Annotated in this window: 17 protein-coding genes; 10 read left to right on the top strand and 7 right to left on the bottom strand. The window is 75.4% G+C overall.

Features of this window, described 5'->3' with window-relative positions; all coding sequences use genetic code 11:
• Positions 1–27 precede the first annotated feature (27 nt).
• Positions 28–792, bottom strand: coding sequence for a hypothetical protein (locus AYX06_RS03130; protein WP_062734387.1), 765 nt, complete (start codon positions 790–792; stop codon positions 28–30).
• A gap of 284 nt (positions 793–1,076) precedes the next feature.
• On the opposite strand from AYX06_RS03130, the gene AYX06_RS03125 reads away from it, so the two are divergent.
• The 5 genes from AYX06_RS03125 (at position 1,077) to AYX06_RS03105 (ending at position 5,627) form a co-directional block, all read left to right on the top strand.
• On the top strand, positions 1,077–1,682 hold the full coding sequence (locus AYX06_RS03125; protein ID WP_062734385.1) for a helix-turn-helix domain-containing protein: 606 nt from the start codon (positions 1,077–1,079) through the stop codon (positions 1,680–1,682).
• Positions 1,675–2,415 (top strand): B3/B4 domain-containing protein, encoded by a 741-nt coding sequence (locus AYX06_RS03120; RefSeq protein WP_062734383.1) that lies wholly within the window; start codon positions 1,675–1,677, stop codon positions 2,413–2,415. Before AYX06_RS03125 ends, AYX06_RS03120 begins: the two co-directional genes overlap by 8 nt.
• A 117-nt stretch (positions 2,416–2,532) precedes the next feature.
• Positions 2,533–3,378 (top strand): EamA family transporter, encoded by an 846-nt coding sequence (locus AYX06_RS03115; protein ID WP_062736850.1) that lies wholly within the window; start codon positions 2,533–2,535, stop codon positions 3,376–3,378.
• A gap of 196 nt (positions 3,379–3,574) precedes the next feature.
• Complete coding sequence (locus tag AYX06_RS03110; RefSeq protein ID WP_062734381.1) at positions 3,575–4,474, top strand: dihydrodipicolinate synthase family protein; 900 nt, start codon at positions 3,575–3,577, stop codon at positions 4,472–4,474.
• Positions 4,475–4,724: 250 nt separating this feature from the next.
• Positions 4,725–5,627 (top strand): SDR family oxidoreductase, encoded by a 903-nt coding sequence (locus AYX06_RS03105; RefSeq protein WP_062734379.1) that lies wholly within the window; start codon positions 4,725–4,727, stop codon positions 5,625–5,627.
• A 120-nt stretch (positions 5,628–5,747) separates the two neighbouring features.
• On the opposite strand, the gene AYX06_RS03100 is transcribed toward AYX06_RS03105, so the two are convergent.
• The gene (locus tag AYX06_RS03100; RefSeq protein WP_062734377.1) at positions 5,748–6,482 is read right to left on the bottom strand and encodes a VIT1/CCC1 transporter family protein; all 735 of its coding nucleotides are present in this window, start codon (positions 6,480–6,482) and stop codon (positions 5,748–5,750) included.
• Between the two features lie 332 nt (positions 6,483–6,814).
• Between AYX06_RS03100 and AYX06_RS03095 the strand changes: the two genes are divergently transcribed.
• Together AYX06_RS03095 and AYX06_RS20370 are read left to right on the top strand one after the other, a co-directional pair.
• The gene (locus tag AYX06_RS03095) at positions 6,815–7,822 is read left to right on the top strand and encodes a phenylacetate--CoA ligase family protein (RefSeq protein ID WP_232319383.1); all 1,008 of its coding nucleotides are present in this window, start codon (positions 6,815–6,817) and stop codon (positions 7,820–7,822) included.
• Positions 7,823–7,825: 3 nt separating this feature from the next.
• The gene (locus tag AYX06_RS20370) at positions 7,826–8,227 is read left to right on the top strand and encodes a phenylacetate--CoA ligase family protein (RefSeq protein ID WP_232319382.1); all 402 of its coding nucleotides are present in this window, start codon (positions 7,826–7,828) and stop codon (positions 8,225–8,227) included.
• A gap of 5 nt (positions 8,228–8,232) precedes the next feature.
• Here AYX06_RS20370 and AYX06_RS03090 read toward each other — a convergent pair whose 3' ends face one another.
• The 3 genes from AYX06_RS03090 to AYX06_RS03080 all read right to left on the bottom strand — a co-directional run bounded on the left by AYX06_RS03090 (position 8,233) and on the right by AYX06_RS03080 (position 10,164).
• Complete coding sequence (locus AYX06_RS03090) at positions 8,233–8,541, bottom strand: hypothetical protein (protein WP_147017535.1); 309 nt, start codon at positions 8,539–8,541, stop codon at positions 8,233–8,235.
• 63 nt (positions 8,542–8,604) lie between these two features.
• Positions 8,605–9,750, bottom strand: a complete 1,146-nt coding sequence (locus tag AYX06_RS03085; RefSeq protein ID WP_062734372.1) for an RNA polymerase sigma factor — start codon at positions 9,748–9,750, stop codon at positions 8,605–8,607.
• A gap of 6 nt (positions 9,751–9,756) precedes the next feature.
• Positions 9,757–10,164, bottom strand: a complete 408-nt coding sequence (locus AYX06_RS03080) for a YciI family protein (protein ID WP_062734370.1) — start codon at positions 10,162–10,164, stop codon at positions 9,757–9,759.
• Between the two features lie 374 nt (positions 10,165–10,538).
• Between AYX06_RS03080 and AYX06_RS03075 the strand changes: the two genes are divergently transcribed.
• Positions 10,539–12,044: an FAD-dependent monooxygenase gene (locus AYX06_RS03075; protein WP_062734368.1), complete on the top strand. Its 1,506-nt coding sequence runs from the start codon at positions 10,539–10,541 to the stop codon at positions 12,042–12,044.
• A 190-nt stretch (positions 12,045–12,234) separates the two neighbouring features.
• The gene (locus AYX06_RS03070) at positions 12,235–12,771 is read left to right on the top strand and encodes a ferritin (protein ID WP_062734366.1); all 537 of its coding nucleotides are present in this window, start codon (positions 12,235–12,237) and stop codon (positions 12,769–12,771) included.
• Between the two features lie 44 nt (positions 12,772–12,815).
• Here the strand turns inward: AYX06_RS03070 and AYX06_RS03065 are convergent, their stop codons facing one another.
• Both AYX06_RS03065 and AYX06_RS03060 read right to left on the bottom strand, forming a co-directional pair.
• Complete coding sequence (locus tag AYX06_RS03065) at positions 12,816–13,868, bottom strand: Gfo/Idh/MocA family protein (RefSeq protein WP_062734363.1); 1,053 nt, start codon at positions 13,866–13,868, stop codon at positions 12,816–12,818.
• Positions 13,869–13,910: 42 nt separating this feature from the next.
• Positions 13,911–14,183 carry a hypothetical protein gene (locus AYX06_RS03060; protein WP_062734360.1) on the bottom strand — a complete coding sequence of 91 codons (273 nt, stop codon included), beginning with the start codon at positions 14,181–14,183 and terminating at the stop codon, positions 13,911–13,913.
• 381 nt (positions 14,184–14,564) lie between these two features.
• Between AYX06_RS03060 and AYX06_RS03055 the strand changes: the two genes are divergently transcribed.
• Positions 14,565–14,801, top strand: coding sequence for a hypothetical protein (locus AYX06_RS03055; RefSeq protein ID WP_062736849.1), 237 nt, complete (start codon positions 14,565–14,567; stop codon positions 14,799–14,801).
• The last annotated feature ends 48 nt before the right edge of the window (positions 14,802–14,849 follow it).

Here is a 14,849-nt window from a genome sequence, read left to right as displayed (position 1 = left end):
CGCGCCGTGGGCCGCAGCGGAGGCTCCTCAGCCGGCGCCGCCGCGCAGTACGTCCACGTGCACGTGGTCCAGGTGGCGCAGGATCTCGTTGGCGGGCTCGGGCGCGTCGTAGTCCTGCCACTGCCCGCGGGCGCTGTGCGCGCTCCAGAACCGGTCGTCGAAGATGACGTACTGGACGTCCAGGTCCTCGGCGTGCGCGACCAGCCAGTGGGCCAGCACCCACCCCGCACGCCGGTTCTCCTCGGTCACCGGCCGGAAGAAGACGTCGACGGCCCGGCCGTCGTAGTGCGTCGACTCCTCGCCGTGCCCCTGGTCCACGCCGCCCGGGGCGAACCCGCCCAGGCTCTGCTCGCCGAACACCTCGGCCATCGCCGCGCGCAGCCGCTCGGCGCGCGGGGTCAGGCCGGCCCCGGTCGGCTGCTGCTCCGGCAGGCCAGAGGCGGCCGAGCCCCGGCAGGCCAGGCTCGCGCCGGCGTCCCCGGGCGCTCCCTCGGCCAGCCGCTGCAGCACCGCCTCGTCGAGCCCGGTGGTGTCCGCAGCCTCCCCGCGGGCGGCGAGCGCCACCGCCGTCGTGGCCCGCTTCGCCTCCTCGCGGGTGAGTCCCACCTGCCCGTCCGCGGTCTCGACCGTGCACTCCGAGCCCCAGCGCGGCCAGCCGTCGCCCGCGCGCAGACCGCTGAGCAGGTTCGGCCCGAGGAGCACCAGCGCGCCCGCGAGCGATCCCAGCAGCAGCAGGCTCAGGAGGAGCCGGAGAGGGCGGCTCCGGCTCCCGCGCCCGTCCTCCGGACTCATCGCGGGTGCGGACGGGCCGCGGGGACGAGCGCCGTCCCCGTGCTCGTGCTCGTGCGCTTGCCGCCCGGTCCACGGGCCGGATCGGCGCCGACGCATCCGGCGCCGGCTGCGGCGATCGTGACGGTGATGACGCACCTGCCTCTGCTCGTCGTGCTGTTCCCCCTGCTGAGGGTCCCTCCGGTCGTCCCGGGGGTTCCAGCTATAGCAGAGCGGAGGGGACGGACAGCACCCGGCCGATCACCGACAGGTTCTAGAATGCACTGCCAGTGCACTATGATGCACTCATGGACGACAGCACGACGACCTTGGCGACGGCCATCGGCACCCGCGTGAGACAGGAGCGGCAGCACCGGCACTGGACCCTGGATCAGCTGGCCGAGGCCGCCGGGGTCAGCCGCCGGATGGTGGTCAACGTGGAGCAGGGCGTGGCCAACCCCAGCGTGGGCACCCTGCTGCGGATCAGCGACGCCCTGGGCATCGGGCTGCCGGCGCTGGTGGAGCCGCCGCAGCCCAGGCCGGTGAAGGTGACCCGGCGCGGGGAGGGCGCGGTCCTGTGGACCGGGGACTCCGGCGGCCGGGGGGTCCTGGTGGCCGGCACCGCGCCCCCGGACGTGGTGGAGCTGTGGGACTGGACCCTGGGTCCCGGTGACCGGCACGCCAGTGAGGCCCACGCCCCGGGCACCAAGGAGCTCCTGCAGGTCCAGCAGGGCACGCTCACCGTCGAGGTCGCCGACCGGACCGTCACCCTAGACGCCGGTGACGCGCTCGCCTTTCCCGGCGACGTGGCCCACGCCTACGCCAATCCCGGCGCCGAGCCGGCGCGCTTCTCCCTGACCGTCTTCGAACCGGGCGTGGGCTCGGGCCACCACCAGGAGGGTTCCCATGACTGACCTCAGCACACCGGAACGGCTGCTCGACGACGCCCGGGTCGCGGGCGAGGTGTTCGCGCTGCGACCGGACTACCGCGCCGCGCTGCTGGCCGTCGACGGGATCGTGCCGGGCCCGAGCGACGAGGCCGGTGAGGCGCTGCTGCAGGAGGCCGAGGCCGCCGCCCGCCGGGCGCTGGGCGAGCGGCCGGTGGAGCAGCTGCCGCACGTGGCCGCGTGGCGGGACGCCTACCGGGCGTTCGGGGCGAAACCGCAGCGCACCCGCAACAGCCTGGAGGCCCTGCTGCGCCGGGCCTCCACCGGGCTGCCGCGGGTCAACCGGCTCACGGACCTCTACAACGCGGTCTCGGTGCTGCACCAGATCCAGCTCGGCGGGGAGGACCTGTCCCGCTACCGCGGTGCTCCGCGACTGGCCCGCGCCACCGGCGCCGAGCCCTTCGACACGGTCGCCGCCGGCGCGCCGGTGATCGAGCACCCCGAGCCCGGCGAGGTGGTGTGGTGCGACGACGCCGGGGTGACCTGCCGGCGCTGGAACTGGCGCCAGGGCCGCCGCACCGGCCTGGCCGAGGACACCACCACCGCCCTGTTCATCCTCGACGCACTGGCGCCCCTGACCGATGAGGCCCTGCACGCCGCGGTCGAGGACCTGGCCGCCCGCCTGGCCCGGCTCGGCCCCGAGGTGCGGATCACCCACCGCCTGCTCACCGCCGGCCCGACGTCCGCGCAAGGAGACTGACATGACCCACCGCTCCGGGGCACCCGCCCCCGGCCACCGGGAATCCCGGAGGGACCGGCCGTGACTCCTCGCGCCCCCTCCACCACCGTGCCCCCGTGGGGGCTGGCCGTGGCCGCGATGCTCTCGATCCAGCTGGGCTCGGCCCTGTCCGTGGACCTGATCGGCGCGGTCGGCCCGGCCGGGACCGCCTGGCTGCGGCTCAGCGCGGGAGCGCTGATCTTCCTGGTCCTGGCCCGCCCGCCGCTGCGGTCCGTGCGCCGGCACGACGTGCCGGCGCTGCTGGGCCTGGGCCTCACCACCGGGGTGATGACCACCGGCTTCCTCGCCGCGATCGAGCGCATCCCGCTGGGCACCGCCGTGGCGATCGAGTTCCTCGGCCCGCTGACCGTGGCCGCCGTGCGCTCCCACAGCCTCCGGGCGCTCGCCTGGCCCGCCCTGGCGCTGGCCGGGGTGGTGCTGCTGACCGAGCCCTGGCACGGCCGGATCGACCTCGCCGGCATCGGGTTCGCCGGGCTGGCCGCCGTCGGGTGGGGGTTCTACATCCTGCTCACCCAGCGGATCGGTGACCGCTTCAACGGCATCGACGCGCTGTCGATGACCGTGCCCGTCGCCGCGGCGGCGGCAGCGGTCGTCGGCATCCCGCAGGCCGCCGGGCACATCACCCCCGGCGTGCTCGCCGCCGCGGCCGGGCTCGCCCTGCTGCTCCCCGTCCTGCCGTTCGCCCTGGAGATGCTCGCGCTGTGCCGGATGACGCCCACCGCCTTCGGCACCCTGATGGCCGTGGAGCCGGCCTTCGGGGTGCTCCTGGGGCTGCTCGTGCTCCACCAGCAGCCCTCCGGCGTCCAGACCGCCGGCATCCTGCTCGTCGTCCTCGCCGGTGCGGCCGCCCAGCGCGGTGGCCGGCGCCGCCCGAGGACCTCCGAGCCCACCGCCGCCCGGCCCGCCCTCGACCCGATCAGCTAGGGGGCACCCCGCCGCACGCCGGTGCCGCGCTCGCAGGATCACCGTGCACCGGCAGTCCCATCATCCCGCCCGGCGAGACCACCGGCGGGGCCCACCCGCGTGCCCGAACGCGTCGGCCGGCACGTCAAGAAGCTCGTCAACCGGCACGACCGGATGCACGCCGACCGGGCCGCCGACCAGCACAGGAGAATCCACGATGTTCACCGGCCTGAGCGCGTTCCCCCTCACCCCGCTGGCGGGCGACGCCGTGGACGAGACCGCCTTCACCGGCCTGGTGCAGCGGCTGGCGGCGGCGCAGGTCGACTCCGTCACCGCCCTGGGCTCCACCGGCTCCTACGCCTACCTGAGCACCGAGGAGCGACGCCGGGTCGCCCGGCTGGCGGTCGAGCACGCCGGGACCATCCCGGTGTTCGTCGGCATCGGAGCGCTGCGCACCTCACAGGTCCTCACCCACCTCGAGCACGCCCAGCAGGCCGGGGCCTCCGCGGTGCTGCTGGCGCCGATGAGCTACCAGCCTTTGACCGACGACGACGTGGTCGGGCTCTTCGACACCGTCACCGCCCACTCCTCGGTGCCGGTGATCGTCTACGACAACCCGGGCACCACCCATGTCACCTTCAGCACCGAGCTCTACGGGCGCATCGCGGAACTGCCCCGGATCGCCTCGATCAAGATCCCCGGTGTGCCCTCCGACCCCCGGGCCGCACGGGCGCGGGTGAGCGCGATCCGCGCGGTGGTCCCGGAGCACGTGAGCATCGGGGTCTCCGGGGACGCCACGGCAGCCACCGGCCTGGTCGCCGGCTGCGACGCCTGGTACTCGGTCCTCGCCGGCACGCTGCCGGCCCCGGCGCTGAGGATCACCCGGGCCGCCCGGGAGGGGCGAGCCCTCGAGGCCGCGGCCGAGTCCGAGCGGCTGACACCGCTGTGGCGGCTGTTCGCCGAGCACGGGAGCCTGCGGGTCGTGGCCGCCATCGCCGAACAGGAGGGGCTGGCGACCGGGGCGTGCCTGCCGCTGCCCCTCCGGGGACTGGACGACGCGCAGCGCGCCCGCCTCGCACGCGTCCTCGGCGACCTCGGCCTCGCCCGGCAACGCTGACGCCGGTCCGGCCCGCGGCGCGGCGGACCCCGTGCCGAGGACCCCGTGCCGCGGACCCCGTGCCGATGACCGCGCGCCGCGGTCCCGCCAGGGCAGGCACCACCTGGTAGGTTCCCCCGCATGAGGACCGCATGAGGACCGCATGAGGACCGCATGAGGACCGCATGAGGACCGCATGAGGACCGCATGAGGACCGCATGAGCGCCTGCCCCGTGACCGCCGCATCCCCCAGCACGCCAGGAGCACCACCATGCCTCACCCGACGCCCGTACGACCCCTGCAGGGCAGGACCGCCCTCGTCACCGGGGTCTCGCGCCGCCGTGGCATCGGCTACGCCGTGGCCGTCGAGCTCGCGTCCCTGGGGGCGAGCGTGTTCTTCCACCACCACGGCCCGCACGACGCGGACCAGCCCTGGGGCGGCGACGACCTGGACGCGGTCCGCGCCGGCGTCCGGGAGGCCCTGGTCGAGGGGGCGACGGCCGGCGACGCCTCCGCGGACCTGCGCGACGCGGACGCCGTGGAGCAGCTCGTGGACCAGGCGTGGGCCCTGACCGGCCGGCTGGACATCCTGGTCTGCAACCACGCCCGCAGCGGAGGGGACGGGTCCGTCCTCGACATGACCGCCGAGGTCCTGGACGCGTTCTGGGACACCAACACCCGCTCCACGCTGCTGCTCACCCGTCACTTCGCCCACCGTCACTTCGCCCACCGCCGCACCGCCACGGCCGCGCCCCACGCACCGGCCCGCCCCGGAGACCGTGTCCGGGGCGGCGGACCGGTCGACGAACGGACCGCGGGCCGGGTGTTCTGGATGACTTCGGGCCAAGGCGAGGGGCCGATGCGCGGTGAGGTCGCCTACGCCACCAGCAAGGCCGCCCTGGCCGGGGCGACCCCCACGGTGGCCGCGGAGCTGCTCGAGCTCGGCATCGTGCTGAACGCCGTCAACCCGGGGCCGGTCAACACCGGCTACCTCGACCCGGAGAGCACCGACCGGTCCCTGGCGGAGATCGAGGCGTGGCGCGAAGCCACCCCGTTCGGCCGCTGGGGACGCCCGACGGACCCGGCGCGGCTGATCGGGTGGCTGGCCACCGACCAGGGCGTGTGGGTCGCCGGGCAGGTCATCACCACCGACGGGGGCATGGGCCTCGTCTGAGCTCCCCGGGCCGTGCCCGCGCGGGGCGGGGAGCGCCGGGCGCAGCGGTCCGGAGCGGAGCTGGCCGACTTCGGCACGGCCGGCCGCGCTCGTCCGCCGGAGGAGCCTCCGGCGCCGCCTTCAGAGCTGGTGACCGAGGAGGAGACCGATGCCGTAGGTGATGACCATGGCGGTCAGGCCCCCGGCGACCGTGCGCAGCGCCGCCCGAGCTCGTGGAGCTCCGCCGAGGTGGGCGGCGAGCGAACCGGTGACAGCCAGGGCCATGACCACGGACACCATGGTGACCGGCACGGCGACCGGCCGCGGGGAGGCGAGGATGGTGAGCAGCGGAACGAGCGCGCCGAGCACGAAGGCGGCCGTCGACACCCGGACCGCGTGCCAGGGGTTGGTCAACTGTCCCGGGTCGATGCCCAGCTCGTAGCGGGCGTGCGCGGTCAGCGGACTCCCGGTCATCAGCTGCTCGGCCACCTGACGGGCCAGAGGGGCCTCGATGCCCTGAGCTGCGAACAAGCCGGTGAGACGGTCGATCTCGTGTGCGGGGTCGGTGTCGAGCCGACGCTGCTCGTGGGCCAGTTCGGCCTCCTGGGCGTCGCGCTGACTGGAGACCGACACGTACTCGCCCACGGCCATGGACAGGGCGCCGGCGATCACCGCAGCCACTCCCGAGGCCAGCAGGGCGCTGCTGCCGACGGCTGCCCCGGCCACGCCGACCACCATGCCGGCGGTGGAGACGATGCCGTCGTTGGCGCCCATCACCGCGGCCCGCAGGCCGTTCAACCGGGAGGCGATGACCCCGCCCCGGGCCTCCTCGAACGGCACCCCCACCGACGGACGCGAACTCCTGCGGAAGCCCATGGTGCTCCTCCCTCCGGAAGCCCCGGGCGGCGCTCCGGGACACCTCCATGTCACCACCGGGGACCGCCGAGGTCCACGCCTTCGCCCCGGGGCCGCAGCAGACGGGGGCACGAACGACGCTGCGCCCAGGGCCACCGGGCCCAGGCAGCCGTCTCAGTCCCGCCGTCACAGTGCCGGTGTCGACGGGCGGCCCGGGACGAACGCGCGCACACCGGCGGCACCGACCTGGACGAGGAGGACCGGCCCACCGGCCGCAGGGGGGCACGAGGACTGATGGCGTCACCTGTGCCGAGGCTCTGTCACCCCCGGCGCGGGGTTCCTAGAGTCGTTCCATGGGGGCACGAGGGGAACGCGTCACCGGTGACCGCGGCGGCAGCGCGTGGCGGGTGTGGTGGGACGCGCGCCGGACCCGACGTCGGGGCCCGGAGGCGGTCCGGAGGCGGCAGCAGGAGCGGCTGGCGGAGCTGGTGGTCTTCGCGCGGACGAACTCCCCGTACTACCGGCGGCTCTACCACGGGCTGCCGGAGCGGATCGAGGACGTCACCGCACTGCCGGTGACGGACAAGCGGGCGCTGATGGCCTCCTTCGACGACGTGGTCACGGATCCGGCCGTGACGCGCGCGGCGGTCGATGAGTTCGTGGCGGACCCGGCCCGGATCGGGGAGCCGTTCGCCGGGAAGTACCTGGTGGCCACCACTGCCGGCACCACCGGCACCCGGGGCGTCTTCGTGCTCGACGACCGGTACCGGGCGGTGACCTCGGGCCTGATGGCCCGGCTGAGCGCGGACTGGCTGTCGCCCCGGGAGGTGGTGCGGCTGGTGGTCCGCGGGGGACGCTTCGCCGCGGTCGTGGCCACCGGCGGGCACTTCCTGGCCGTGGCCACCAGCACCCGCGAGCAGCGGGAGCGGCCACGGCGCCACCGCCGGCTGCGGATCCTGTCGATCCACCGGCCGCTGCCCGAGCTGGTGGCCGAGCTCAACGCCTTCGACCCGCTGCTGCTCGGGGCCTACGCCAGCGTGCTGCGCCTGCTGGCCTCCGAGCAGCAGGCCGGGCGGCTGCACCTGCGACCGGTGCTCGTGCTCAGCACCGCCGAGGGCCTGCCCCCGGAGGAGCGCATCCGGCTCGAGCGGGCCTTCGCCGCACCCGTGCGGGAGGTCTACGGCTGCACCGAGTCCGGCTACGCCGCCTCCAGCTGCACGGAGGGCTGGCTGCACCTCATCGGGGACTGGGTGATCCTCGAGCCGGTGGACGCCGAGCACCGCCCCGTCCCGCCCGGGACGATCTCGCACACGGTGCTCATGACGAACCTGGCCAACCGGGTCCTGCCGATCATCCGCTAGGACGTGGGCGACCGCGTGCTGGTCAAGCCCGACCCGTGCGCCTGCGGGAACCCGGCCCCGGCCCTGCGCGTGCAGGGGAGGGCCTCGGACGTGCTGGCCTTTCCCGCCGCCGACGGCCGGGGCCGGGTGACGGTCCCTCCGCTGGCGCTGGGCACCGTCGTCGACCGCGTCCCCGGGGTGGAGCTGTTCCAGATCGTCCAGACCGACCCCACCGGTCTGCGGGTGCGGCTGCATCCCGCCGCGGAGGCCGACCCCGAACAGGTGTGGACGGCCGTGCTGAGCGGGATCGCCGGCCTGCTCGACGATCTGGGCCTGGCCCACGTCACCGTGCAGCGGGCGGCGGAGGCGCCGCAGCAGAGCCCCGGCGGCAAGTACCGCACCGTGGTCCCGCTGCCCGCGTCCTGACCGGATCAGCGGGGCGGGGCGTGCCGAAGCCGGCCCACGAGCCAGCCGGCGCAGAAGGCCAGGACGACGAGGCCGGCGACGACACCGGTCCACCCGGCCGCCGCCTCCGGGGTCACCCAGAGCACGTCGGGGAACGTCCCGTCGCCGAGCGGGGCGTACGCGAACCACCCGAACGAGGCCTCTGCAGGATTGAGCAGCACCAGCAGCGCTCCGCCCAGACCCACGACCACGCCCAGGCTCACCAGGACCACCAGCCATCGCGGCAGGCGGCGCGGCGGAGGGGTCCCAGGAGCGGTGGATCCGGCGGAGTTCATGTCCCGGAGCCTAGGAGCTCGGTCCCGCGATCCGGTGCATCCACGCCGGTTCGGACGGACCGCTCAGCCGCGCAGCCGCGCGTTGAGCCGTGCGGCCTGCCGCGTCAGGTGGTCGCGTTCGGGGAGCGTGGTCGCCAGCCGGGCGGCGTCGGCGTAGAGCCGTGCTGCGGTCTCCGTGTCGCCGGCTCGCTCGTGCAGGTAGGCCGCTGCGGCGGTGCGGCGGGGCAGCCGGGGATCGAGCCCGGCCAGGGCGGCCAGCCCGGCCCGCGGGCCCTGGGCCTCGCCGACCGCCACGGCCCGGTTGAGGCGGGCCACCGGGCTGTCGGTGAGGCGCAGCAGCTCGTCGTACCACTCGACGATCTGCACCCAGTCGGTCTCCTCGGGCGTGCGGGCGTCGGCGTGCAGCGCGGCGACGGCGGCCTGGGCCTGGAGCTCGCCCAGCCGGTCCCGGGCGAGGGCTGCCTGGAGAACCTCGACACCCTCGGCGATCAGGCGGGTGTCCCACCGGCGGCGGTCCTGCTCGGCCAGGGGCACGAGGCTGCCGTCGGGGCGGGTCCGTGCCGGTCGGCGCGCGTGGTGGAGCAGCATGAGCGCGAGCAGTCCCGCCACCTCCTCGTGCTCGGTCCCGGCCCGGAGCCGTCGGGTGAGCCGGATCGCCTCGGCGGCGAGGTCGACGTCACCGGAGTAGCCCTCGTTGAAGACCAGGTACAGCACGCGCAGCACCGTGGTGAGATCACCGGGCTGGTCGAACCGCACGCCCGAGACGGTCCGCTTGGCCCGGCTGATCCGCTGGGCCATGGTCGCCTCGGGCACCAGGTAGGCCCGGGCGATCTGCCGGGTGGTCAGGCCGCCGACCGCGCGCAGGGTGAGCGCGACGGCCGAGGCCGGGGTCAGGGAGGGGTGCGCGCACAGGAAGTACAGCTGGAGCGTGTCGTCCACCGCCCGTCCCGGGCCGGGCGGGGGATCCGCCTCGACGCGCTCCTCGCGCCGCCGCCGTGCGGTGTCGGCGCGGAGGGCGTCGAGGAACTTGCGCCAGGCCACGGTGACCAGCCAGCCCTGCGGGTCCCGCGGCGGATCGCGCGGCCACACGCGCACCGCTTCGAGCAGAGCGTCCTGCACGGCGTCCTCGGCCGCCGCGAAGTCGGCTCCACGGCGGACGAGGACGCCCGTCACGGTGGGGGTGAGGGCCCGCAGCAGGTCCTCGTCCACCGTGCGTCACTCCGTGACGGTCGGGGGCGCGGCCAGGAACGGGCGCACCTCGAGCCACTCGTGGATCGGCTTCCCGCCCGCCCCCGGGGCCGCGGACAGCTCACCGGCCAGCTCCAGCGCCCGTTCCCAGCTCTCGACGTCGATCACCATCCACCCGGCGATCAGGTCCTTGGTCTCCGCGAACGGGCCGTCGGTGACCGGTGGCCGGCCCTCGCCGCCGTAGCGGACGAACGTGCCCTCGGGGGACAGCGCCTGCGCGTCGACGAACTCGCCGGTGCTCTCCAGCCGTGCGGCGAAGTCGTTCATGTACTGCACGTGCGCCGATATCTCCTCCGGGGTCCACCGGTCCATCGGCACGTCGTTGACCGGCGCCGGGGCGCCCCGGTAGTGCTTGAGCAACAGGTACTTGGCCATCGTGATCTCCTCGGTGCGGTACGGCCCATTGTGGCCGTGCTCACCCCCAGGACGGAGCCGCCCGCAGGATCTCGACATCCCGGCGCGACATGTTCCGTCGAATGCCACGGGCACCCCGGACGAGGACGAGGGCGTCGGCGAGGACCCGGACGGGGACGAGGAGGAGCGTCGTGAGGATCGCCGGGGCCGGCCCGGCCGGGACACGTGCCGGGGGCTGCGCAGCACGGGGCCGTGGGGCACGCCTCGGCGCGGAGGACCTCCCTCACCTCCACGGTACGGCGCCGCGGGGGGCTTGCGGCAAGCCCCCCGCGGGGCCGCAGAATCACAGACCGGAGCCGGGGAGGAACCGGCACCGGCGGACCGAGGGGGAGCGGATGAACGAGCACGCGGTGGTGATCGTCGGCGCGGGGCCGACGGGCCTGATGCTGGCGGGCGAGCTGGCGCTGGCGGAGATCGACGTCGCCGTCCTGGAACGGCGGCCCGGGCAGGACCTGGTCGGCTCGCGCGCCGGAGGGCTGCACGCGCGCACCATCGAGGTGCTCGACCAGCGTGGGCTCGCCGACCGGTTCCTGTCCCGGGGCACGACCGCTCAGGTCGCGGGGTACGCCGGCGTTCCCCTGGACATCAGCGACTTCCCCACCCGCCATCCCTACGGACTCGCGCTGTGGCAGCACCACATCGAGCGCCTTCTCGCCGACCGGGCCGGCGAGCTGGGGGTGCCGGTCCACTACGGCCACGAGGTGGCGGGCCTCGTCCAGGACGGCGCCGGGGTCGACGTCGCCCTGTCCGACGGCCGGCGGTGGCGAGCGCAGTACGTCGTCGGGTGCGACGGCGGGCGCAGCCGGATCCGCGAGGCCGCCGGCATCGCCTTCCCGGGCTGGGACGCCACGACCAGCAGCCTGCTCGCCGAGGCCGAGACGGACGAGGAGCCGGAGTGGGGCATCCACCAGGACGCCCTCGGCAAGCACGCCTTCCGCCGGACGGAGGGAGGGCAGGTGGGGATCATGGTGACCGAGCGCCACGTCGGGCCCGGCCGCGAGCCCACCCTGCGCGAGCTCCGCGAGGCGCTCGTGGCGGTGTACGGGACCGACTACGGGGTCCACGGTCCCACCTGGCTGACCCGGTTCACCGACACGACCCGGCAGGCGGCGTCCTACCGGGAGGGGCGGGTCCTGCTGGCCGGCGACGCCGCCCACGTGCACGCCCCGGACGGCGGCCAGGGCCTCAACACCGGGGTGCAGGACGCGGTGAACCTGGGCTGGAAGCTGGCCCAGGTCCTGCGGCGGACATCGCCGGAGGACCTCCTGGACACCTACCACGCCGAGCGGCACCCGGTCGCCGCCCGCGTGCTGCGCCACACGATGGCCCAGGTCGCGCTCCGGCGGCCCGACGAGCGCCTCCGGGCCGTGGGCGAGACCGTCGCCGAGCTGCTGGGCATGGAGGAACCGCGCCGCCGGTTCGCCGCGATGATGTCCGGACTGGACGTCCACTACGACCTGGGTCCGGGACACCCCCTGCTGGGGCGGCGCATGCCGGACCTCGACCTCCGCACGACGGACGGCCCCTTGCGGGTGTTCGCCCTCCTGCACGAGGCCCGGCCGGTGCTGCTCGAGCTCGCCGAGCAGGAGCCGCACGGCGTCGACGTCCGCCCCTGGGCGGACCGCGTCCGACGGGTGCACGCCGAGTGCTCCGGCACCTGGGAGCTGCCGGCGCTGGGCGCCGTCCCGTCGCCCACGGCCGTGCTGATCCGACCGGACGGCCATGTGGCCTGGGTGGGGGAGGGGACCCGGTCCGGGCTCGAGGAGGCGCTCACCACCTGGTGCGGACCGCCTGCCGGGGCTCGCGGCGGGGCGGCCCGGACTGCCGCTCCGCAGCCCTGACCGCCCTGCCGCCGGGCGGTGCCGGAGGACTAGAATCGAGATCCTCACCGGGGTGCCGTGCCGTGGCCCTCCGGTGCCGTCCGGCCAGCACGTGTCAGGCGTACAGCCCCGGTCCCGGTCGGCGACGACTGCGCGGGCCGGCACGCAGCGTCGGTCTCCGCCCGGGACGCCGAGAACCCAGGAGCGTCCGATGGCACCCGAGTCCTTCACCCAGCTGCTGACCCGTCAGGTCGGGCACGAGTTCGCCGCCTCCCACCAGTACGTCGCCGTGGCCGTCTGGTTCGACAGCCAGGACCTGCCCCAGCTGGCCCGGCACTTCTACCGGCAGTCCCTGGAGGAGCGCAACCACGCCATGATGATCGTCCGGTACATCCTGGACCGGAACCTGCCCCTGGCCATCCCGGGAGTCGGGGAGGTGCGCAACGACTTCACCGATGTGCGCGAGCCGCTCGCCCTGGCGCTGTCCCAGGAGCAGGAGGTCACCGAGCAGATCAAGGCGCTGTTCGCCGCCGCCCGGGCCGAGGAGGACCCGCTGGGGGAGCAGTTCATGCTCTGGTTCCTCCAGGAGCAGGTGGAGGAGGTGGCGTCGATGACCACGCTGGTGAACGTCGCCGCCCGGGCCGAGAACCTTTTCGACCTGGAGAACTTCGTGGCCCGCGAGCACATCGGCGACGGCGGGCACGGCCATGGCTCGGGAGCCCCGGAGGCCGCCGGCGGGGCGGTCTGACCGGTCCTCGCCGCGTCTCCCGGCCGTCCCTTGCCGGCCGGCCCTTACCGGCCGTCCACTGGGCCGGAGGTCGCGGGGGCCTCCCGGGCGCCCGTGGCGGCGCTGCGGCGGGCGGCGTCGAGCACCGCGGCCGTGGCGACGGCGTCGGCGGGGTCCACCGGGGCTGGCCCGCCGTCGAGGATCCACCGGGCCACGTCCCGGTAGAAGTCGGCGGGCCCGCCGGCGGCGGTGGGCACGGGGGTGCTCTCGGCGCCGCGGACCAGCCAGCCGGTCGCCCCGTCCCCGGGGGCCAGGACGTCGAAGGGGCCGGGGCTGTCCTCGTGGCCGGGCACCAGGAAGGCGCCCTCCGAGCCGAGCACCCGGGTCCGCGGCCCGGGGGCGCCGACCAGGCTCGCGGCCCACAGGTGGCTGACCGTGCCCGAGGCGTGGTCCAGGGCCAGGAAGACGTCGTCCTCCGTGGGCGTGGTCAGGGCGCGCAGCTCGGCCCGGACCCCGGTCACGGGACCGAAGAGCTGCATCGCGGCGTCCACGAGGTGCGGGCCGAGGTCGAGCAGCAGCCCGCCGCCCGCACCGACCGCGTTCTCCCGCCACCGGTTCTTGGGCACCGGGCGCCAGCGCTCCCAGCGGCGCTCGAACCGGTGCACGTCCCCGAGCCGGCCCTCGGCCAGCAGCCGGGCGAGGGTCAGCTGCTCGGCGTCCCAGCGGCGGTTCTGGAAGACGGTCAGCGGCGTCCCGGTGGTCTCGGCCCGCCCGGCGACGGCGGCGGCGCCGGCGTGGTCGAGGGCCAGCGGCTTGTCGACGACCACGGGGATCCCGGCGTCCAGGCCGGCCAGCGCGTGCTCGACGTGCCGGCCGGTCGGGGAGGCGACGACCAGAACGTCCGGCCGGGAGGCCTCCAGCAGCGCGGTGAGGTGGGGGTGCACCGACACCCCGGGCCAGTCGGCGTCCGCCTCGGCGCGACGGCCGGGGTCGGTCGTGACGACGTCGGTGACCCGGCAGCCGGCCTCCCGCAGCAGCGGCGTGTGGAACTGCCGCCCGGCCATGCCGTATCCGACCAGTCCGGCGGTGAGCGTCCGTCCTGCGTGGTGTGGGGCCATGCCGTCACGATATCGGACCGGCGGGGCCCCGCCGTGACCGGGTCACGTCTCCGACCTGCCGTCGATGGGGCGCAGGTCCCGGGAGCAGGGCACCCGGGCGCCGGGCACCATGCGGTTGGTGATGCGCGCGAGGCTGTCCCGGTGCCGGGGCACCAGGTGCAGGGCATGGTGCAGGTAGGCGTCGACCTCCAGCTCGTCGACCTCCCCGCCGCTGCGGCGGTACTCCTCCCACAGCTCGTGCACGCCCAGCCCGGCGTCGCTGATCGCGGCGCGGATCATCCGGGCCTGGGTCCTGGCGATCGTCCGGTCGTCCATCCTGCACCTCTCGACCAGTTCCGCCCAGCGTAGTCCCGCCCCGGCGGCGCGCGTGAGGGGGCAGACGCCGCCGGGGCGGTCACCGGCACCCGCGGCGGCCCCGGCCTCGACCCCGAGCCGGTCGCCCGCGCGCCGCCGGTGCCGTCCCGGCGGGGCACCGCCTTCGCCCCGGTGCCTTCGCCCCGGTGCCTTTGCCCCCGGTGGCCGGGGAGGCGATCATGGTCCTGTGCTCCGCCGCCCCGCACGGTCCTGCTCCCGTCCCGGTGCGCGGACCCGCCGCGGCCGCCCGTCGTCGCCGGTGGGGCCGTGCGACGGCGAGCGGGCCTGCCGACACCGCCGGTGACCCGCCGGCACCGCGCACCGATGCTCGAGAAGGACACCATGACCGACCACCAGACCCCCGACGACGAGCCGGACCCGCCCCGGCGCAGCCTCTTCCGCCGCTTCGACGACCTCGCCATGCGGTTCTACGGACCTGCGGCGCGCAGCCGCCGGGACCTGCGGGGCCAGGACCAGCCCAGCGAGCAGACCCGGCAGTGGTACCAGGACCTGCAGCAGGATTACGTCGTGGAGAAGGACGCCAGTGGCCGCACCTATCTCCGGCCCCGCCGACCCTAGCGGCCGGCCGTGCCCGGGACGGCCGCCGGCCCGGGCCGTAGAGTGTCG

The sequence above is a fragment of the Kocuria turfanensis genome, from assembly GCF_001580365.1.
Classification (GTDB): Bacteria; Actinomycetota; Actinomycetes; order Actinomycetales; family Micrococcaceae; genus Kocuria; species Kocuria turfanensis.
This window is presented reverse-complemented; position numbering and strand designations above follow the sequence as displayed.